The organism is Pseudomonas indica NBRC 103045, assembly GCF_002091635.1.
GTDB classification, from domain to species: domain Bacteria; phylum Pseudomonadota; class Gammaproteobacteria; order Pseudomonadales; family Pseudomonadaceae; genus Pseudomonas_M; species Pseudomonas_M indica.
On sequence record NZ_BDAC01000041.1, the window covers coordinates 1 to 13,886 of the forward strand.

Below are 13,886 nucleotides of genomic sequence, written 5' to 3' on the forward strand. Positions count from 1 at the left end.
CGAATCGCCGGCCTTTTCGCTTCTTAAGCAGGTACCAAAAAGTAAGCTGATAATCCTTGCGAGCCGAACGTAGGGGCAGGTGCTTTGACGTTAGCGCTTGGCGCGGCTCGTATGTTTACCTGATGACCGCTTACCGCCTCCAACACTCGGCTGTAGTAGCCGTAGTTGCTTGGCCTTTTAATCCCGTATTACTGAGCGTCAAGGTCCCGCATTTGTCGTTGGCCATCCCGTTTTTGGGGGCGGCTTGAATCACGTAGGCGGTGGCTGTCGGCGATCCCGTGGCAAAGCGCAGGTCATAGAATTTCGTGCCGCTTCCATCTTTTGGGGACTCGCTATAGGGAAGTGTGGCATTAAGGTATGTGCCTTTGGCCGTGAAATAGCGCTCCATGTGCTGCGACAGTTCCATCAGCGCGGTCTGTGCATCGGCACGCCGTGCTTTTCGCACATGCTCCTGATAAGACGGATAGGCAATAGCCGCCAGGATGCCAATGACGGCGACCACTATCATCAATTCGATCAGCGTGAAGGCATTCTGCCTTCTCTTCATCTTTGGCTGTGTCACTGGTTGCTTCTCACTTCTTGCCAAGACAGGCGGTTGGAGTCTTCGTTACCACCAAGTACCTCGATGCAGATAGGCGTCGAGCCATTTCCAGAAGTGCTCGATACGGAGCTTGCATAACACAGATAACGTTTACCATTAGAGCGGTTGTCCAAGTCTAACGTGCCCTTGACGGCGCCTTCATCGGGATCAGAGATACCGGATACTGGGACCGTGATTCTGGAATCACCTTCCCCGATGGTCATATAGTCCTCCTCATTAATCGTCCCATCACCGTTATAATCGAAATAGGAATAGGGTAAGCGTCCACCGCTAGCCAGATCGACGCTCATGATCCAGCTTTTGCCGTTACCGCCACACGGATCATTCGAGGGAATTAATGTGGTGAAGGTTACCCTATTGCCGCCTAGCGACGCTTGGCTGACAACACGCTCTCCTGTGGCGCTTGCACCTCTTACCTTAAGGTCGATGAACCAACCTTTATCTGTACTTTGGACTGTGTTGTTACTTAATGCGCGGCCTTTCAGCGTTCCGCTGCTGATTTCTCCGATGATTTCCTGCTCACGCAAGTCGGTGCGGCTGCTTATCTGGGCACCGCTATCGATGATTCCGTAGAAAGAGTTGACCTGCGGATTATCAGGAATTTCATTATCTGTCGTTTGGTAGAAACTACCTGTCCCGAATACAAGCATGATCCTGCGATCAGTTGTATAAGCCGCATCTAGAGGGGCCGTAATCGGTTGCGCTTCGCCAGTTGAGTCTCGAGCAGTGAAAAGCGGAATGATATTGGCCCCGCTTTTTAGGCCGGATGGTGCATCCCATGCGCTCACAGTGCTTCCGCTGATATCCATGCGCCATACCTTACCCTTAGTATCCGCAGCGTAGATTCGATCAGTAACCTTGTCATTGTTGATATCGATTGCCAGAGGAGAGCCCAAGTCACCGCTATTGGGAAGGGTAAAGCGTTTGATCACGCTGCCGTCAGTTGCGTCCAGAATCCAGATATAGCCATCAGTGGTAGAGGTACCCCTTGCGTAGCCGCTGGTGACTACAACACCGAATTTACCGTTCGGCAACGGTACAAGACTCGGCCGTCCCAGAGTGTAGCCCATTTCAGCATGGGTGAATTCCCAAAGAACGTTACTGGTGCTCATGGACGCAGGGTTGGTGATATCCAGTGCGAAGATGCTACGTCCACCTGCGCCAGTAGAGCCTATAACCAATGTTTTCCAGTTGTTTCCTACGTAGGCATCCCCGATGCGGGGTGTGCCATCCACGTAATACCTGTGAGCGTAACTGGGCAGCGTCAGCTCATACAGATTATTGAAAACGCTGTTGGGAATATAAGCGAACAGCTCTTGGCCGCCGGTACTTCCAATGCTGGCATCGAAACCATGGAGCATACCGTCGTTGGCACCAACGACGACGAGCGGAGTCCTGTTCTGATAGGTCGCGGTGTTACGGAAGGCGGTATAGGCTGCTGCAACATTGGCGGAAAACCCGGCGCTTTCCGGCAGTTGTGCATAGCCAAAGTTTTGCTTATGGATGAATTGCGGGTCCGAATTCGCTATGTCACCCAGCCGGCTGCCGCGCTCACGGAAAGGTCTCTCCGGATTATCGGCGTTACGCTCATTCGTGCGCGAGCCGCGCAGGAACGCTAGACGGTTCCTTCCTACTTCTTCGCTGACAAGCGTCGTGCCGCCTTGGACTTGGCGTAGCGCATTTTGCTGGTTGGTTGATAGGGCATCCCATGTGAAATTGACCGCACTTGTCGAGCGCAGGGCGTTGGAGCCTGTGTCGCTGGTCGGTACCGTCGAGGTGAAAATTCTACGATTTCCTAGGGACGTTTCGGAGATGGCATCCAGCTTCGTGGCGGCTTTCCAGCTTGGGGTATCGCTGACGCTGACGCTAATGTTTCCGTCGCTGTCAATATTACTGGTTACGGCTTTTGCAAGCAAATCTCCACTCCATTTACTGCTATCAATCAGAGATTGGAATACTACGGTGCCGGTATTCAATCTCGTAGAGTTTGTAGACAAGGCAGAGGTAGTGCTCTGGGTCTCGGAGACAATATTCGCAAATGCTTCTTTCAAGCTCTGGACCATGCGTGTCGCATCACTTGCGACGTAAAAATTCTTAGGGCGCAGATCGTTATTTTCTAGTCTGTCACCATTCGTCCACCAGTCTTGTGGTAATGCCGCGGTCCTTGCATAGGGGTCGCCAAATTCCTTAGGAACCTTGAAACCGCCGTATTTTGTTGCCAACCAATATTGATTGCTCGCTCGCCCTGCAAGCGTTTGATTTTCACGGACATCCACCCAATGAGTAGAGATTGTCTGTTTTCCAGTCCAGTCCGGTCGAATGTCCTGCGTATTGGCTAGGTAAGCTAGCCCAGCAATATATGCCGAGCTGTTGCGTGAAGAGTTGAATGGGGTGTTGATGGTGATGCCTTCCAGTGCCGCAACTTTTTGTGTTGAGGATGCGGCGTTGACGGAAGTGTCTGTGGTAACTTCTTGCGGAACAGCAGGCTCTTGTATGGTAGAGCTGTTGCCAGGAAGATTTTTGTCTCTATGGGTATTAGTGTCGCCAATGCCAAGAATAACGTTTTTCTGGCATGCATACTCGACTGGGTCGTTCCATTCTGTAAGGACGGGGAATCCATCAACCCATGCTGCTTTCTGATCAGCTGAAGGATTGGTGAGGTAAGGCGGTGACGCAGTAGTATAAGAAGGGATGTTTCCCTGGTTTTTAAAATAACGGGTGGCTGTATAAAAGAGCTCGCTGACGGGGTCGTATGACTTGTGCGGGTTTTGAGTGAGTTGGCCGAATTTGTTCAGGTAGTTAATTACTCCGCTGTCTGCAATAGTAATGCCCATGCTTTGAGTGAGTTGGTCTGGATTTCGAATGAAAATACCTGTTTCAGGATCCCATTCTTGTGCCGTATTGGCTATCGCGTTAGGTTGGCCTACATTGCGCTTTGTCGGTCCTACATATTTTTGTTGTGCACGTAAAACGCCTCCGTCACGAAGCATATTGCTGTCGTTGAGATAACCAAAAACACTGTAGCGGAGCGAGTCGGAGTACTGTTGAATCAGACCTTCAGGTTTATAGTTGTTTGCGCTATAAAGTTTACAGTTTTCCTCTACTCCGACAGCGGGGTCGCAGACCTTGACCCTGACCTTGAGTCGATAGAAATTTCGAGCTTGTTGAGAATTATTTGTATAACTTGTTCTTAGTTTTCCATTATTCCACTGTAGAGAGATCTCATTTGGATCATTCAAATAAATCCATTCGTCAATTCTTTCTTCGTTGACAGTTGTAGTGTTGGGGTCATCGGTCATGCCATTTGTTTGGACGGCAAAAAGCATTTCGTTGCCCAATCCGGCCAGACGAATATAGAAGTTCGACCAGTTGGAGGAGCCACTAACTACCGGAACAGCATTGGATAACTCAGTGGCCGGGATTTCATTGCCAGCAAGCCTGTTGCCTGCAGTGCTTTGCCCAGTATGTCTCGCTTTCTCCAAGACGGTAAGTCCAACTTCATCTCGGTAGCGATAGCCACCTGTTAGAGCGCTACGGAATGGATCAATGGTTGGTGTAGCTGCCCAGTTGAGGAAGTTGCCACTCCATTCGAAACTCCCGCCACACTGACGTGTGGTGGTTTTCCTGCTGGGTTCAAACCAGCCAGCGTTGGCTGCACCATTGTAGGTATAACATTTTTGCGGGTCGAAATAACCTACATAAGTGTTGGAGGAGCTGTAGTTACCAGTATTGGCAACGGAAAGAATCGTGGGCCACTCGACGGAGGGAACGAGGGCCAGGTTTCCTGGAACATTTCCTCCCCCCAAAAGAAGAGGTGACTGGGAAACTTCCGCTACAGCGTGACCTGCGGATAGTGTCCAGAGAAATGATACGCAGCTAATCAGAAGGAAGTTTCTGCGAATCGCGCCTTCCTTAAAGGGTGCCTTCATGACTTGTCATTCCTCAACAAAATAAAGCGAACGCAACTTTACTTTTGCGTCCGGGCTCATGCCGGTTCCGGTGCTTTCGATACGTACCAGAACGAAGTCCAGAATCATTGCCTCTCCCGCAGCCAGAGACTCTCCGCCCATTGTTTGGGGGTTGATGATGTCCTGCATATCCAGCGGACCTGGGTGGGGCAGTTTGGTTATGGTGTAGGTGGGCTTTGCGGCGACGCCCTCTGGAAAGGCGCTATAGGTTGCGGGTTCAGTAGTGGTGTTATTTGTCATGGCGTTCAAAGTGGCATAGCTTCCTCTCGCCTGTTGCTCGGCGAAGCGAAGCCCGGCTTCGGCTGCCTGGAATGCCAAGTTCTGATCACGCAGGTTGCCAGCCATCTTTTCCTGCATGTTGGTGTCGCGCATGCCGGCCATGCCGATGATGGTCAACAAGAGCAGCATGATCAGTGCGATCAGAAGCACCGCACCTCGCTGGTGTTTTGGAGTCAGGTTGGGCTGGCGGATCATGGCAGACGGTTCCTGATGGCGACGGTGGTGGTGAAGACTTGGGCCAGGCGCTTGGACTTGATAGTGACTGTGCCGTCTACGTACTTGGCGAATGTGTCTTCCTTGGTGATGCCTTTGGCAGCCGGGTAAACGAACTGCTGCAGTTCGTCGACGACATTGGTTTCCGGACTGATCACAAGCAGTGAAACGCGGGCAGAGACGACCTTGTCCCAGTCACCCGCTCCTGTTGTGGTGAGATTGTTCGTGCCTGCTTTTACATACTCATCGGCTATCCGGTCACCGTTGCGGTCGATTCCGTAAGTCACCTGCATATCGATGACGCCTTCTATCAATTCTTCATCCTGACGTGTCGGACTCAGTACCTTCCTGACCAATGAAGGAAGGCGACCAGCATTGTCTCGGATGTAATAAGTATTGCTTCTCAGAATATACGAGGAAAATCTCCCGGAATATGACTGGCTCCAGTCCTTGTTGTTAATGTTGCCTGGTGATTCATTGCTGCCGGCTTTTTGAAATGAGCTGGCATTTCTATTGTTAGTGTTTTGAAAGACATCGCAGCCCGTTGAGTTGGCGAGAATGACGATCTGTCCGGCATAAACGTCGGTACTGGCACCGTCACCTACGGTGATACTAGGCGTTTGAGGGTTATTAGTACCGCCCCCATTGAACTCCGAACCGTCCCCGGCGTATTTGACAATCAGCGAGTCGGTGTTGGCGCGTATGGATTCTGAGCTGAGAAATATGGAAGGTTTGACACCATCCCATCCCTGTATGGCTGGTGTGGTGCTGTATGAGTTCTGTACATCCTGGCTCGATCTCGATAAATCGAGTTGCTGCATCGGGGTGGTCAGACACTCGCCCTTGTACCCAGCCTGTCGAATATCGAAAGAGAGGAACTCCGTGGCGAAGCGCCCGTTCTCTTGGACACGGGATACGGCTGTGTTGGTGTTATAAAGATTCTTGCTGGACAAGAACACCTGTAGAACACCGCCCAGCAATATCAGGCTGATGAGCATGGCTACCATCAGCTCGATCAGGGATAGACCCTTCTGGTTGTGCGAGAAGAGAGTACTCATAGTTGGGTCCGATAAATGAATTCTTGTAGATCGGTAGAAGGATTGAGACGGACGTCCCCGCGCTTGTCGTCCCACTTGATCGTGATGGTGAATACCGCTCCGTTTCTGGCGATGCTGCCTTGGGCATCGCTGGAAAGCAGGCATGAAAGATTGTTCAACCACTCGGCCTTGTCTTTTTCCGCCAGCGTTCCGCTTGCGTCCAAGGACCTGTCACAGCTCCTGTTTGTCAGCCCAAAATCGTAGGTACCATTCAGTGCTGCTGCTCGATTGGTGCGCATGCGATCGGCAATGTCATACGCAAGCAACGTTGCTTGAGAGCGGATATAGGCACTCTGGTTGCTTTTGACGCTGGTGACCTGAAGCCCTGCGAGTCCGAGCAGGCCGACCGAAAGGATCAGGGCGGCAACGAGCACCTCGATCAGCGTGGCGCCTTGTTGTCGATGGGAAGCGAGGCGAGTCATTGGCAAGTTCCTTTTGTACTGGTGGCTCGTCCTGTAGGCGTTAGGGTCACGGTATACATCGTCCTGTTCGTACAGCTCGAGGTCTTGACGCTGAAGGATGTGTCCGCAGTCGCGGTAACCATGCCGTTGGGACGGAAGGTCAAGGTTGCATCGGGCCCCACCACTAGATCGCTACTGCTGGTTGCCTCCCAAACACGTAGAACCGCACCACCGGTGCCGTTAACCTTCACAAGCCATCCGTCCTGCCAGCCCGTGCCATTCGAGCAGGCGCCGTTACTCTGGCGGCAGACGTCTACCCTCACGCCGCGCTTGATTGCTTCTGAGCGCGCGAATTGAAGGGCGGTCATCAGGTTGTTGGTAATGCTCAACATGCGGTTGCTCTGGATCATGTCGCGGAAGGACGGCACGGCAATACTGACGAGAATGGCCAGGATGGCCACTGTCACCATCAGTTCGATCAGGGTGAAGCCTCGGGAATAGCGCATGGCTGGTCTCGTATACATCGACCAGCGAATCATCCCAGCTTGATTTCGTGCCACAAGAAAATGGAGACATCCGGTTGGTTCGTCCGGGTGAGCGGTTCACTGAACGCAGTCTTTCAGTTCATGTGGTTTTGCATGCCTGGCACGCCCTGTGATGCTGATCACAACGCCATCGATAGGGTCGTTGTTTTCGCATAAAGTGAAGGTGCCGTTCAGGCTGTGGGTGGTGCCGTTGGCTTTGAAGCTGATGTAGGGACGAACGCGGAAGTTGGACCAGGCCCAGGCGGCATTGCCCGGCAGGGTGTCCGCTCGTAGCACTGTCTCTTCAGCGTCGAGTCTCCCGTCCCCATTGGCGTCTCTGAAGGTCAGGATTTGCTGCGTCCAGAAGCGACCGTTTTCGCACTGTGCTGCTCCTGAACAGACGGTGATCAAGCTGGGGCCAGAGATTGCAGCAGTGCGGGCATGACTCAGAATGGTGATCAACTGATTGACCAAGACCGCTTGTTGATTGTGGCGTATGTAAGCGCTGAAACTTGGCAATGCGATACCCATCAGGATACCGATCAGCAGTAGCGTGACGAGCAGTTCATGCAGGCTGAACGCCTGTTGCTGGTGGGGCGGCATAATGCAAATCCTTTTGTCGAGAGACCGTCCTGGCCTTGAGGTTTTCTAACGCACTGTTCTTTCGAACATCAAGCTGCGGTTGTGGCTTTACGGGGGAAATGTGAACGATCCGGTTGTCATTGTGGGAGGTGGTGCACTGGGGCTGCTTTCGGCCCATCAGTTGGCACTTGCCGGGCTTGAGGTCACGTTGCTGGAAGTGGGCGAAGTTGGTCGTGAAGCCTCCTGGGCGGGTGGAGGAATCGTTTCTCCTCTTTATCCGTGGCGTTATTCCAGCGCGGTGTCGGCGTTGGCGCACTGGTCGCAGGATTTTTATCCGCGGTTCGGTGAGCAGTTACGACTCGATAGCGGAGTCGATCCTGAGGTTCATGTCACGGGTTTGTATTGGCTGGATCTGGAGGACGAAGAGCGGGCCCTGCAATGGGCCAAAGAGCAGGGCCGTCCGTTAGGCAAAGTCGCGATGGAAACTGTCTACGCGGCTATTCCATGCCTGGGGGCGGGGTTCGAGAGGGCGATCTGCATGCCGGATGTCGCGAATGTGCGTAACCCCCGGCTGTTGAATGCCCTGAAAGCGTTACTGAAACAGTTGCCTAACGTGAAGATCGTTGAGGGCTCGGGTGTCACGGGTTTTCTTCGGGATGGAGAGAAAGTCCGGGGCGTCTCCACGAACAATGGAGATATGAAGGGCAGTCGTGTGCTGGTTGCCGCAGGCGCCTGGAGCGGCGAATTGCTGGCCAAGCTTGGTGTCGAGTTACCGGTCGAGCCGGTCAAGGGACAAATGATTCTGTACAAGTCTGCGGAGGATTTTCTGCCCAGCATGGTGCTGGCCAAGGGGCGCTATGCCATTCCCCGGCGTGATGGCCATATCCTCGTGGGCAGCACGCTCGAGCATGCCGGGTTCGACAAGACGCCGACGAACGAGGCGCTGGAGAGCTTGAAGGCTTCGGCGGCCGAGTTGTTGCCGGCCCTGGCGGAGGCCGAGGTGGTCGGGCATTGGGCGGGGTTGCGCCCGGGGTCGCCGGAGGGGATTCCGTTCATTGGTCCTGTGCCCGGTTTCGAAGGGCTTTGGCTGAATTGCGGGCATTACCGGAACGGGCTGGTGCTCGCGCCTGCTTCCTGCCGGTTGTTGGCGGACTTGATGCTGGAGCGCTCGCCGATTGTCGATCCGGCGCCGTATGCACCAGCCGGAAGGCTTGGTTAAGGCTTAGCGACGGGGATCAATCGATCCCCAGTTTCTTCAAGCGATAGCGCATCGAGCGGAAGGTGAGCCCCAGGCGTTGGGCTGCTGCGGTGCGGTTCCAGCGGGTTTCTTCCAGCGCTTGCATGATCAGCTTGCGCTCGATCTCTTCCAGGTAATCTTCCAGGTTGTCGATTTGGGCCAGGCTGGCCTCGCCGCTTTCGGCAGCACCGGATGCATCGGCCAGACGCAGGTCGGGTGCCTGGATCAGGTCGTCCTCGCAGAGGGTGTAGGCGCGCTCCAGCATGTTCTCCAGCTCGCGTACGTTGCCGGGGAAGCGGTAGTTCTTCAGCTTCTCCAGTGCTTCGCTGGTGAGTTTTGCCGGAGGTTGGCCAGTGCCTTCGGCGAGGCGCTTGAGCATGACGTCGGCCAGGAGGGGAATGTCTTCACGGCGCTCCCGCAAGGGCGGTACACGCAGCTCGATGACGTTCAGGCGGTAATACAGGTCCTGGCGGAAGCGTCCGGCGGCGACTTCCGCTGCCAGATCCTTGTGCGTGGCGCTGAGAATGCGCACGTCGACCATGACTTCCTGCTGCCCCCCCACAGCGCGAACAGCTTTTTCCTGGATGGCGCGCAGCAGCTTGACCTGCATGGGTAAAGGTAGGTCGGCGACTTCGTCGAGGAACAGGGTTCCGCCGTTGGCGGCCTGGAACAGGCCTTGTTTGTCTTCGATGGCGCCGGTGAAGCTACCTTTCTTGTGGCCGAAAAATTCGCTTTCCATCAGTTCAGAGGGAATGGCGCCGCAGTTCACCGGCACGAAGGGTTGTTCCGTGCGCGGACCTTGCTCATGAATGAGTCGGGCAACCAGTTCCTTGCCGCTGCCCGATTCACCGCTGATGTACACCGGGGCCTGGCTGCGGGCGAGCTTGGCGACCTGCTTGCGCAGGGTGCGCATGGGTGGAGATTCGCCCAGGAGTCGATTGTCGACGGGAGCTTCTTCACTGCTGGGTGAGCGCAGGCGGAGAGCGGTGGCGACCAGTTCGCGCAGTCGGTTGAGATCCACCGGCTTGGTGAGGAAGTCGAAGGCGCCGGCCTTCAAGGCATTGACGGCGGTATCCAGGCTGCCGTAGGCGGTGATCATGGCGACCGGGACCTGCGGGTGGCGCTGCTGGATGTACTGGACGAGGTCCAACCCGCTGCCGTCAGGCAACCGCATATCGGTGAGGCATAAGTCGAAAGGCTCGCGCGCCAGCCACTCACGGGCTTCCTTGACGTTGCGTGCACTGCGGGTGTCCAGCTTCATGCGTCCCAGAGTGATTTCCAGGAGTTCGCGGATATCGGGTTCGTCGTCGACGATCAGGGCTCTTTGCCGGATGCTCATGTTCAACTCAGCTTGCGCGGATGGGCGAAGGTGATGCGGAAGCAGCTGCCGCCACCCTCACGCGGTTTATAGTCGAGACGGGCTTGGTTGCTCTCGCAGAGTTCCCGGGAGATGTAGAGCCCAAGACCGGTGCCTTTGCTTTCGGTGGTGTAGAAGGGTTCGAACAGGTGCTGCAGTTGCTCCTCGGGCACGCCGGGCCCGTCGTCCAATATCTCCAGAACGGGCAGGTCGCTGTCCGCATCGCGGAATAGCCTCAGCCAGACTTGCCCTTGGGAATGGAGTTGAGCGCTGTAGCGCAGGCCATTCTGCACCAGATTGGTCAGAATCTGGGTCAGTTGATGCGGGTCCATGCGTGTCTGGATGGTGCTGCCTTCGGTCAGTATATGCAGCGTCTGGTCGGGGCGGGCGGAGGTGCGGAATTCGCTGGCGAAGCGATGGAGCCAGTATTTCAGGTCTAGCAACTGCGGTTCCGATTGGCGTCGGCGGGACAGTTGCAGCACGTTCTCGATGACCAGATTCATTCGCCGCGAATGGTCCTGAATGATCTGCGCGAGCCGTCGATCCGCTTCGTCCAGCGAGTCGGACTCCTGTAGCAACTGGGCGGCGTGACTGATGGCGCCGAGTGGGTTGCGGATCTCGTGGGCGATGCCGGCGGTCAGGCGGCCGAGAGAGGCCAGTTTCAGTTGCTGTGCCTGTTGGGCGATCTGGGAAATGTCCTCGAGAAATACCAGTGTGTGCTGCTCGGCACCGCGCTGAAGGGCGACGAAGCTGGGCTGCAACATCGGCCCGCTTTTGGGCGCCTGGACGTTCGAGGGGCGCAGTGTCGGATTGCTCAGCCACTGTTTCAGGCTTTGAATCAGGTCGGGGCAGTAGGGATCGAGAATCCGTCCGGTCAGTTTTTCGTGGCCAAGCAGGTTGAGGGCGCCCTGGTTGGCCAGGATCACACGGTGCTGGTTGTCGAGCACCAGAATGCCGGTTCGCATGCGCTGGAGAATCAGCGAGTTGAGCGCTTCCAGGTTGGCGACATCGGTGGCACGCTGCTCGGCGAGCGTCTCAGTGACCTGGAGGCGGCGTGTGATGCTTTGCACGAACAGGGCGGCGGCAAAGCAGAGCGCGCCAAGCGCGCCAGCTTGCAGATACTGGCTGGCGACCGCAGGACGGCTGATGCTCAGGTAGAACACCAGGTAGACCATCGCAATGCTGGCCACGGCGGCGATCAACAGGCCGACACGCCCGCGGAGCAGGATATTGGCGATGGCCACTGCGACGATGAGCAGGTTGCCGATACCGCTGGATGTCCCGCCAGCGGCATAGAAGAGTGCGGCCAGGAGGATTACGTCTACCAGTGCCAGGCTGAAAATCTGCGCGACATGTTTCGGGCGCCGGACCAGCACCGCGAAAAGCGCGTTGATGCCGAGATAGAACCAACTACCGTACCGGAACAGCTCTTCGTGGAACAGGTTGAGCAGTTGATCGTCCAGGTCGCTGGAGATCAACAGCACCAGCGCGAGGCCGATGCAGAGTCGGTAGAGATGATAGAGGCGCAACATCCGGCGGCCCTGCTGGCCGCTCAGTGCCAGGGTATCAGCGCTCACCGTCGGTAGGGCCTTGTTCCAGATGAGCCTGGCTGCAATACCAGCGTTCGCCCCGGTTCAGGGCATGCTCGCGGGGCAGGTGAACACCGCACTGGGCGCAGCGGACCATGGGCTTGTCGGCGGCGGGGCTGTCCCGGTGAGCCGGGCGGGGGCGGTTAATGCGCCGCCAGAGCCAGACGGCTGCAGCGATGATGGCAATCCAGAACAGAAGGCGAAACAGGCCCATGGGAGTCTCTTCTTGTCCAAAGCCTCGCAGTTTAGCCAAGCTCGTCGCGCCAGCACAGCCGGCAACGCAACGGCTGTGCGTTGTTTCTGCAGAGGCCGATGCGGGAGAATGGATTTTTTCATGGTGACTGCCGAATTTCGGCGTCGCCCGGATTTCTGGAGGCGAGCATGAGCCAAACCCTGCGGGTCGTCATGGCCCAACTGAATCTGCGCGTGGGCGATGTGCATGGCAATGTCGAGCGCATCATCGAGGCTGCCTGTATTGCGCGCGATCAGCGGGAGGCTGACGTCATTGTCTTTCCCGAGCTGGCGCTGTGCGGTTATCCACCGGAGGATCTGCTCCTGCGTTCGAGCATGCAACTGCGTATCGAGCAGGGTTTGCAGCGGCTCAAGATGGCGGTGAGCGGCATTTATCTGGTGGTCGGTTACCCCTGGTTGGACGGGGAGCAGCGTTACAACGCCTGCGGAGTGATCGCCGACGGCGAATTGCTGGCGACCTATTACAAACAGCATTTACCCAATTACCGTGTGTTCGACGAAAAGCGTTATTTCGTCGCAGGCGACCAGCCGTGCGTGCTGGATATCAAAGGCGTGCCGGTGGCGTTGTCGATCTGCGAGGACATCTGGTTCCCGGAGCCGATGGCGCAAGCCAGGCAGGCCGGTGCCAAGCTGATGCTGAGTTTGAACGCGTCGCCGTTCCACCTGGACAAGCAACGCGAGCGGGAGGAAATGCTGGCCGAGCGGGCGAAGGAGGGCGGAATGCCGATCCTGTATGTCAATCAGGTTGGCGGTCAGGACGAGTTGGTGTTCGATGGAGGCAGTTGTGTCGTCGATGCCGACGGAGCGATCTGCCAGCGCGCGCCTGCTTTTGCCGAGGAGCTGTATCCGGTCGATTTCCGGTGCGACGGCGATCGGCTTCTCCCGCGCCAGGCCAGCTGTGCACCGCTGCCTGAGTTGGAGGCCAGCGTCTATGGTGCCTTGGTCATGGGGGTGCGGGACTACGTTCGGAAGAATGGTTTCAAGGGCGTGGTGCTGGGGCTTTCCGGTGGTATCGATTCGGCGCTGACCTTGGCGGTCGCGGTGGATGCACTGGGAGCGGAACACGTCGAAGCGGTGATGATGCCTTACCGATATACCGCTCAGATGAGCCTGGAGGATGCCGAGGCCGAGGCCAAGGCGCTGGGCGTGACCTACCGTGTGCTGCCGATCGCCCCGATGGTCGAGGCGTTCATGGAGACCCTGGCGCCGGTATTCGAAGGTCTGGGGCGGGACACCACGGAAGAAAACCTTCAGGCGCGCTGCCGCGGCACCTTGTTGATGGCCATTTCCAACAAGAAGGGCTATCTGGTGCTGACCACCGGGAACAAGAGCGAAATGGCGGTGGGATACGCGACGCTGTACGGCGATATGGCCGGCGGATTCGATGTGTTGAAGGACGTGCCCAAGACGCTGGTCTTCCGTCTCTGTGAATACCGCAATGGGCTGGGGCAGGTGATTCCGCAGCGGGTCATCGATCGCCCGCCATCAGCGGAACTGGCGCCGGATCAGAAGGACGAGGATTCGCTTCCGCCGTACCCGGTGCTGGATGAAATTCTCAAGCTGTATATCGAGTACGACCTGTCCGCCAACGCGATCATCGCCGAGGGCTTCGATGCCGACACGGTCAATCGGGTGCTGCGCCTGGTGGACTTGAACGAATACAAGCGGCGTCAGGCAGCGGTAGGGGCACGAATTACCCAACGTGGCTTCGGTCGTGACCGTCGCTACCCGATCACATCGGGATGGCGGTTGGGCGACTGACAGGTATGAAAAAGGGAGGCCGAGG

At 56.4% G+C, this 13,886-nt stretch carries 12 protein-coding genes; 2 read left to right on the forward strand and 10 right to left on the reverse strand.

The window, feature by feature from the left end; genetic code table 11:
- Positions 1 to 130 precede the first annotated feature (130 nt).
- The 7 genes from PIN01S_RS25805 to PIN01S_RS25835 all read right to left on the reverse strand — a co-directional run bounded on the left by PIN01S_RS25805 (position 131) and on the right by PIN01S_RS25835 (position 7,686).
- Positions 131 to 547, reverse strand: a complete 417-nt coding sequence (locus tag PIN01S_RS25805; RefSeq protein WP_084339780.1) for a type IV pilin protein — start codon at positions 545 to 547, stop codon at positions 131 to 133.
- 11 nt (positions 548 to 558) lie between these two features.
- Positions 559 to 4,530: a pilus assembly protein gene (locus PIN01S_RS27285; protein ID WP_084339781.1), complete on the reverse strand. Its 3,972-nt coding sequence runs from the start codon at positions 4,528 to 4,530 to the stop codon at positions 559 to 561.
- A 6-nt stretch (positions 4,531 to 4,536) separates the two neighbouring features.
- Entirely contained in the window at positions 4,537 to 5,043 is a 507-nt protein-coding gene (locus PIN01S_RS25815; RefSeq protein ID WP_084339782.1) for a pilus assembly PilX family protein, read from the reverse strand.
- Positions 5,040 to 6,119: a PilW family protein gene (locus tag PIN01S_RS25820; protein ID WP_084339783.1), complete on the reverse strand. Its 1,080-nt coding sequence runs from the start codon at positions 6,117 to 6,119 to the stop codon at positions 5,040 to 5,042. Before PIN01S_RS25820 ends, PIN01S_RS25815 begins: the two co-directional genes overlap by 4 nt.
- On the reverse strand, positions 6,116 to 6,580 hold the full coding sequence (gene pilV / locus PIN01S_RS25825) for a type IV pilus modification protein PilV (protein WP_084339784.1): 465 nt from the start codon (positions 6,578 to 6,580) through the stop codon (positions 6,116 to 6,118). The genes PIN01S_RS25820 and pilV overlap by 4 nt, the downstream gene beginning before the upstream one ends.
- Positions 6,577 to 7,065, reverse strand: coding sequence for a GspH/FimT family pseudopilin (locus tag PIN01S_RS25830; RefSeq protein ID WP_084339785.1), 489 nt, complete (start codon positions 7,063 to 7,065; stop codon positions 6,577 to 6,579). The genes pilV and PIN01S_RS25830 overlap by 4 nt, the downstream gene beginning before the upstream one ends.
- Before the next feature lie 96 nt (positions 7,066 to 7,161).
- Positions 7,162 to 7,686: a GspH/FimT family pseudopilin gene (locus tag PIN01S_RS25835; protein WP_084339786.1), complete on the reverse strand. Its 525-nt coding sequence runs from the start codon at positions 7,684 to 7,686 to the stop codon at positions 7,162 to 7,164.
- Positions 7,687 to 7,786: 100 nt separating this feature from the next.
- Here PIN01S_RS25835 and thiO point away from each other — a divergent pair, with 100 nt between their 5' ends.
- Positions 7,787 to 8,884, forward strand: coding sequence for a glycine oxidase ThiO (gene thiO, locus PIN01S_RS25840; protein WP_084339791.1), 1,098 nt, complete (start codon positions 7,787 to 7,789; stop codon positions 8,882 to 8,884).
- Positions 8,885 to 8,900: 16 nt separating this feature from the next.
- Here thiO and PIN01S_RS25845 read toward each other — a convergent pair whose 3' ends face one another.
- Genes PIN01S_RS25845 through PIN01S_RS25855 form a run of 3 tightly spaced genes read right to left on the reverse strand, consistent with a single transcriptional unit; the run spans position 8,901 to position 12,062 of the window.
- Positions 8,901 to 10,241, reverse strand: a complete 1,341-nt coding sequence (locus tag PIN01S_RS25845) for a sigma-54-dependent transcriptional regulator (protein ID WP_084339787.1) — start codon at positions 10,239 to 10,241, stop codon at positions 8,901 to 8,903.
- 2 nt (positions 10,242 to 10,243) lie between these two features.
- A complete protein-coding gene (locus tag PIN01S_RS25850) occupies positions 10,244 to 11,836 on the reverse strand; it encodes an ATP-binding protein (RefSeq protein WP_084339788.1) in 1,593 nt (530 codons plus the stop codon).
- Positions 11,826 to 12,062, reverse strand: coding sequence for a PP0621 family protein (locus PIN01S_RS25855; protein ID WP_084339789.1), 237 nt, complete (start codon positions 12,060 to 12,062; stop codon positions 11,826 to 11,828). The genes PIN01S_RS25850 and PIN01S_RS25855 overlap by 11 nt, the downstream gene beginning before the upstream one ends.
- 167 nt (positions 12,063 to 12,229) lie before the next feature.
- On the opposite strand from PIN01S_RS25855, the gene PIN01S_RS25860 reads away from it, so the two are divergent.
- Entirely contained in the window at positions 12,230 to 13,861 is a 1,632-nt protein-coding gene (locus PIN01S_RS25860) for an NAD+ synthase (RefSeq protein WP_084339790.1), read from the forward strand.
- The last annotated feature ends 25 nt before the right edge of the window (positions 13,862 to 13,886 follow it).

Bases quoted from the DNA above. Each gene is read 5' to 3' on its own strand.
- PIN01S_RS25855 (WP_084339789.1), bottom strand. From the start codon at position 12,062: ATGGGCCTGTTTCGCCTTCTGTTCTGGATTGCCATCATCGCTGCAGCC.
- PIN01S_RS25820 (WP_084339783.1), bottom strand. From the start codon at position 6,119: ATGAGTACTCTCTTCTCGCACAACCAGAAGGGTCTATCCCTGATCGAG.
- PIN01S_RS25805 (WP_084339780.1), bottom strand. From the start codon at position 547: ATGAAGAGAAGGCAGAATGCCTTCACGCTGATCGAATTGATGATAGTG.
- PIN01S_RS25835 (WP_084339786.1), bottom strand. From the start codon at position 7,686: ATGCCGCCCCACCAGCAACAGGCGTTCAGCCTGCATGAACTGCTCGTC.
- PIN01S_RS25860 (WP_084339790.1), top strand. From the start codon at position 12,230: ATGAGCCAAACCCTGCGGGTCGTCATGGCCCAACTGAATCTGCGCGTG.
- PIN01S_RS25815 (WP_084339782.1), bottom strand. From the start codon at position 5,043: ATGATCCGCCAGCCCAACCTGACTCCAAAACACCAGCGAGGTGCGGTG.
- pilV (WP_084339784.1), bottom strand. From the start codon at position 6,580: ATGACTCGCCTCGCTTCCCATCGACAACAAGGCGCCACGCTGATCGAG.
- PIN01S_RS27285 (WP_084339781.1), bottom strand. From the start codon at position 4,530: ATGAAGGCACCCTTTAAGGAAGGCGCGATTCGCAGAAACTTCCTTCTG.
- PIN01S_RS25830 (WP_084339785.1), bottom strand. From the start codon at position 7,065: ATGCGCTATTCCCGAGGCTTCACCCTGATCGAACTGATGGTGACAGTG.
- PIN01S_RS25845 (WP_084339787.1), bottom strand. From the start codon at position 10,241: ATGAGCATCCGGCAAAGAGCCCTGATCGTCGACGACGAACCCGATATC.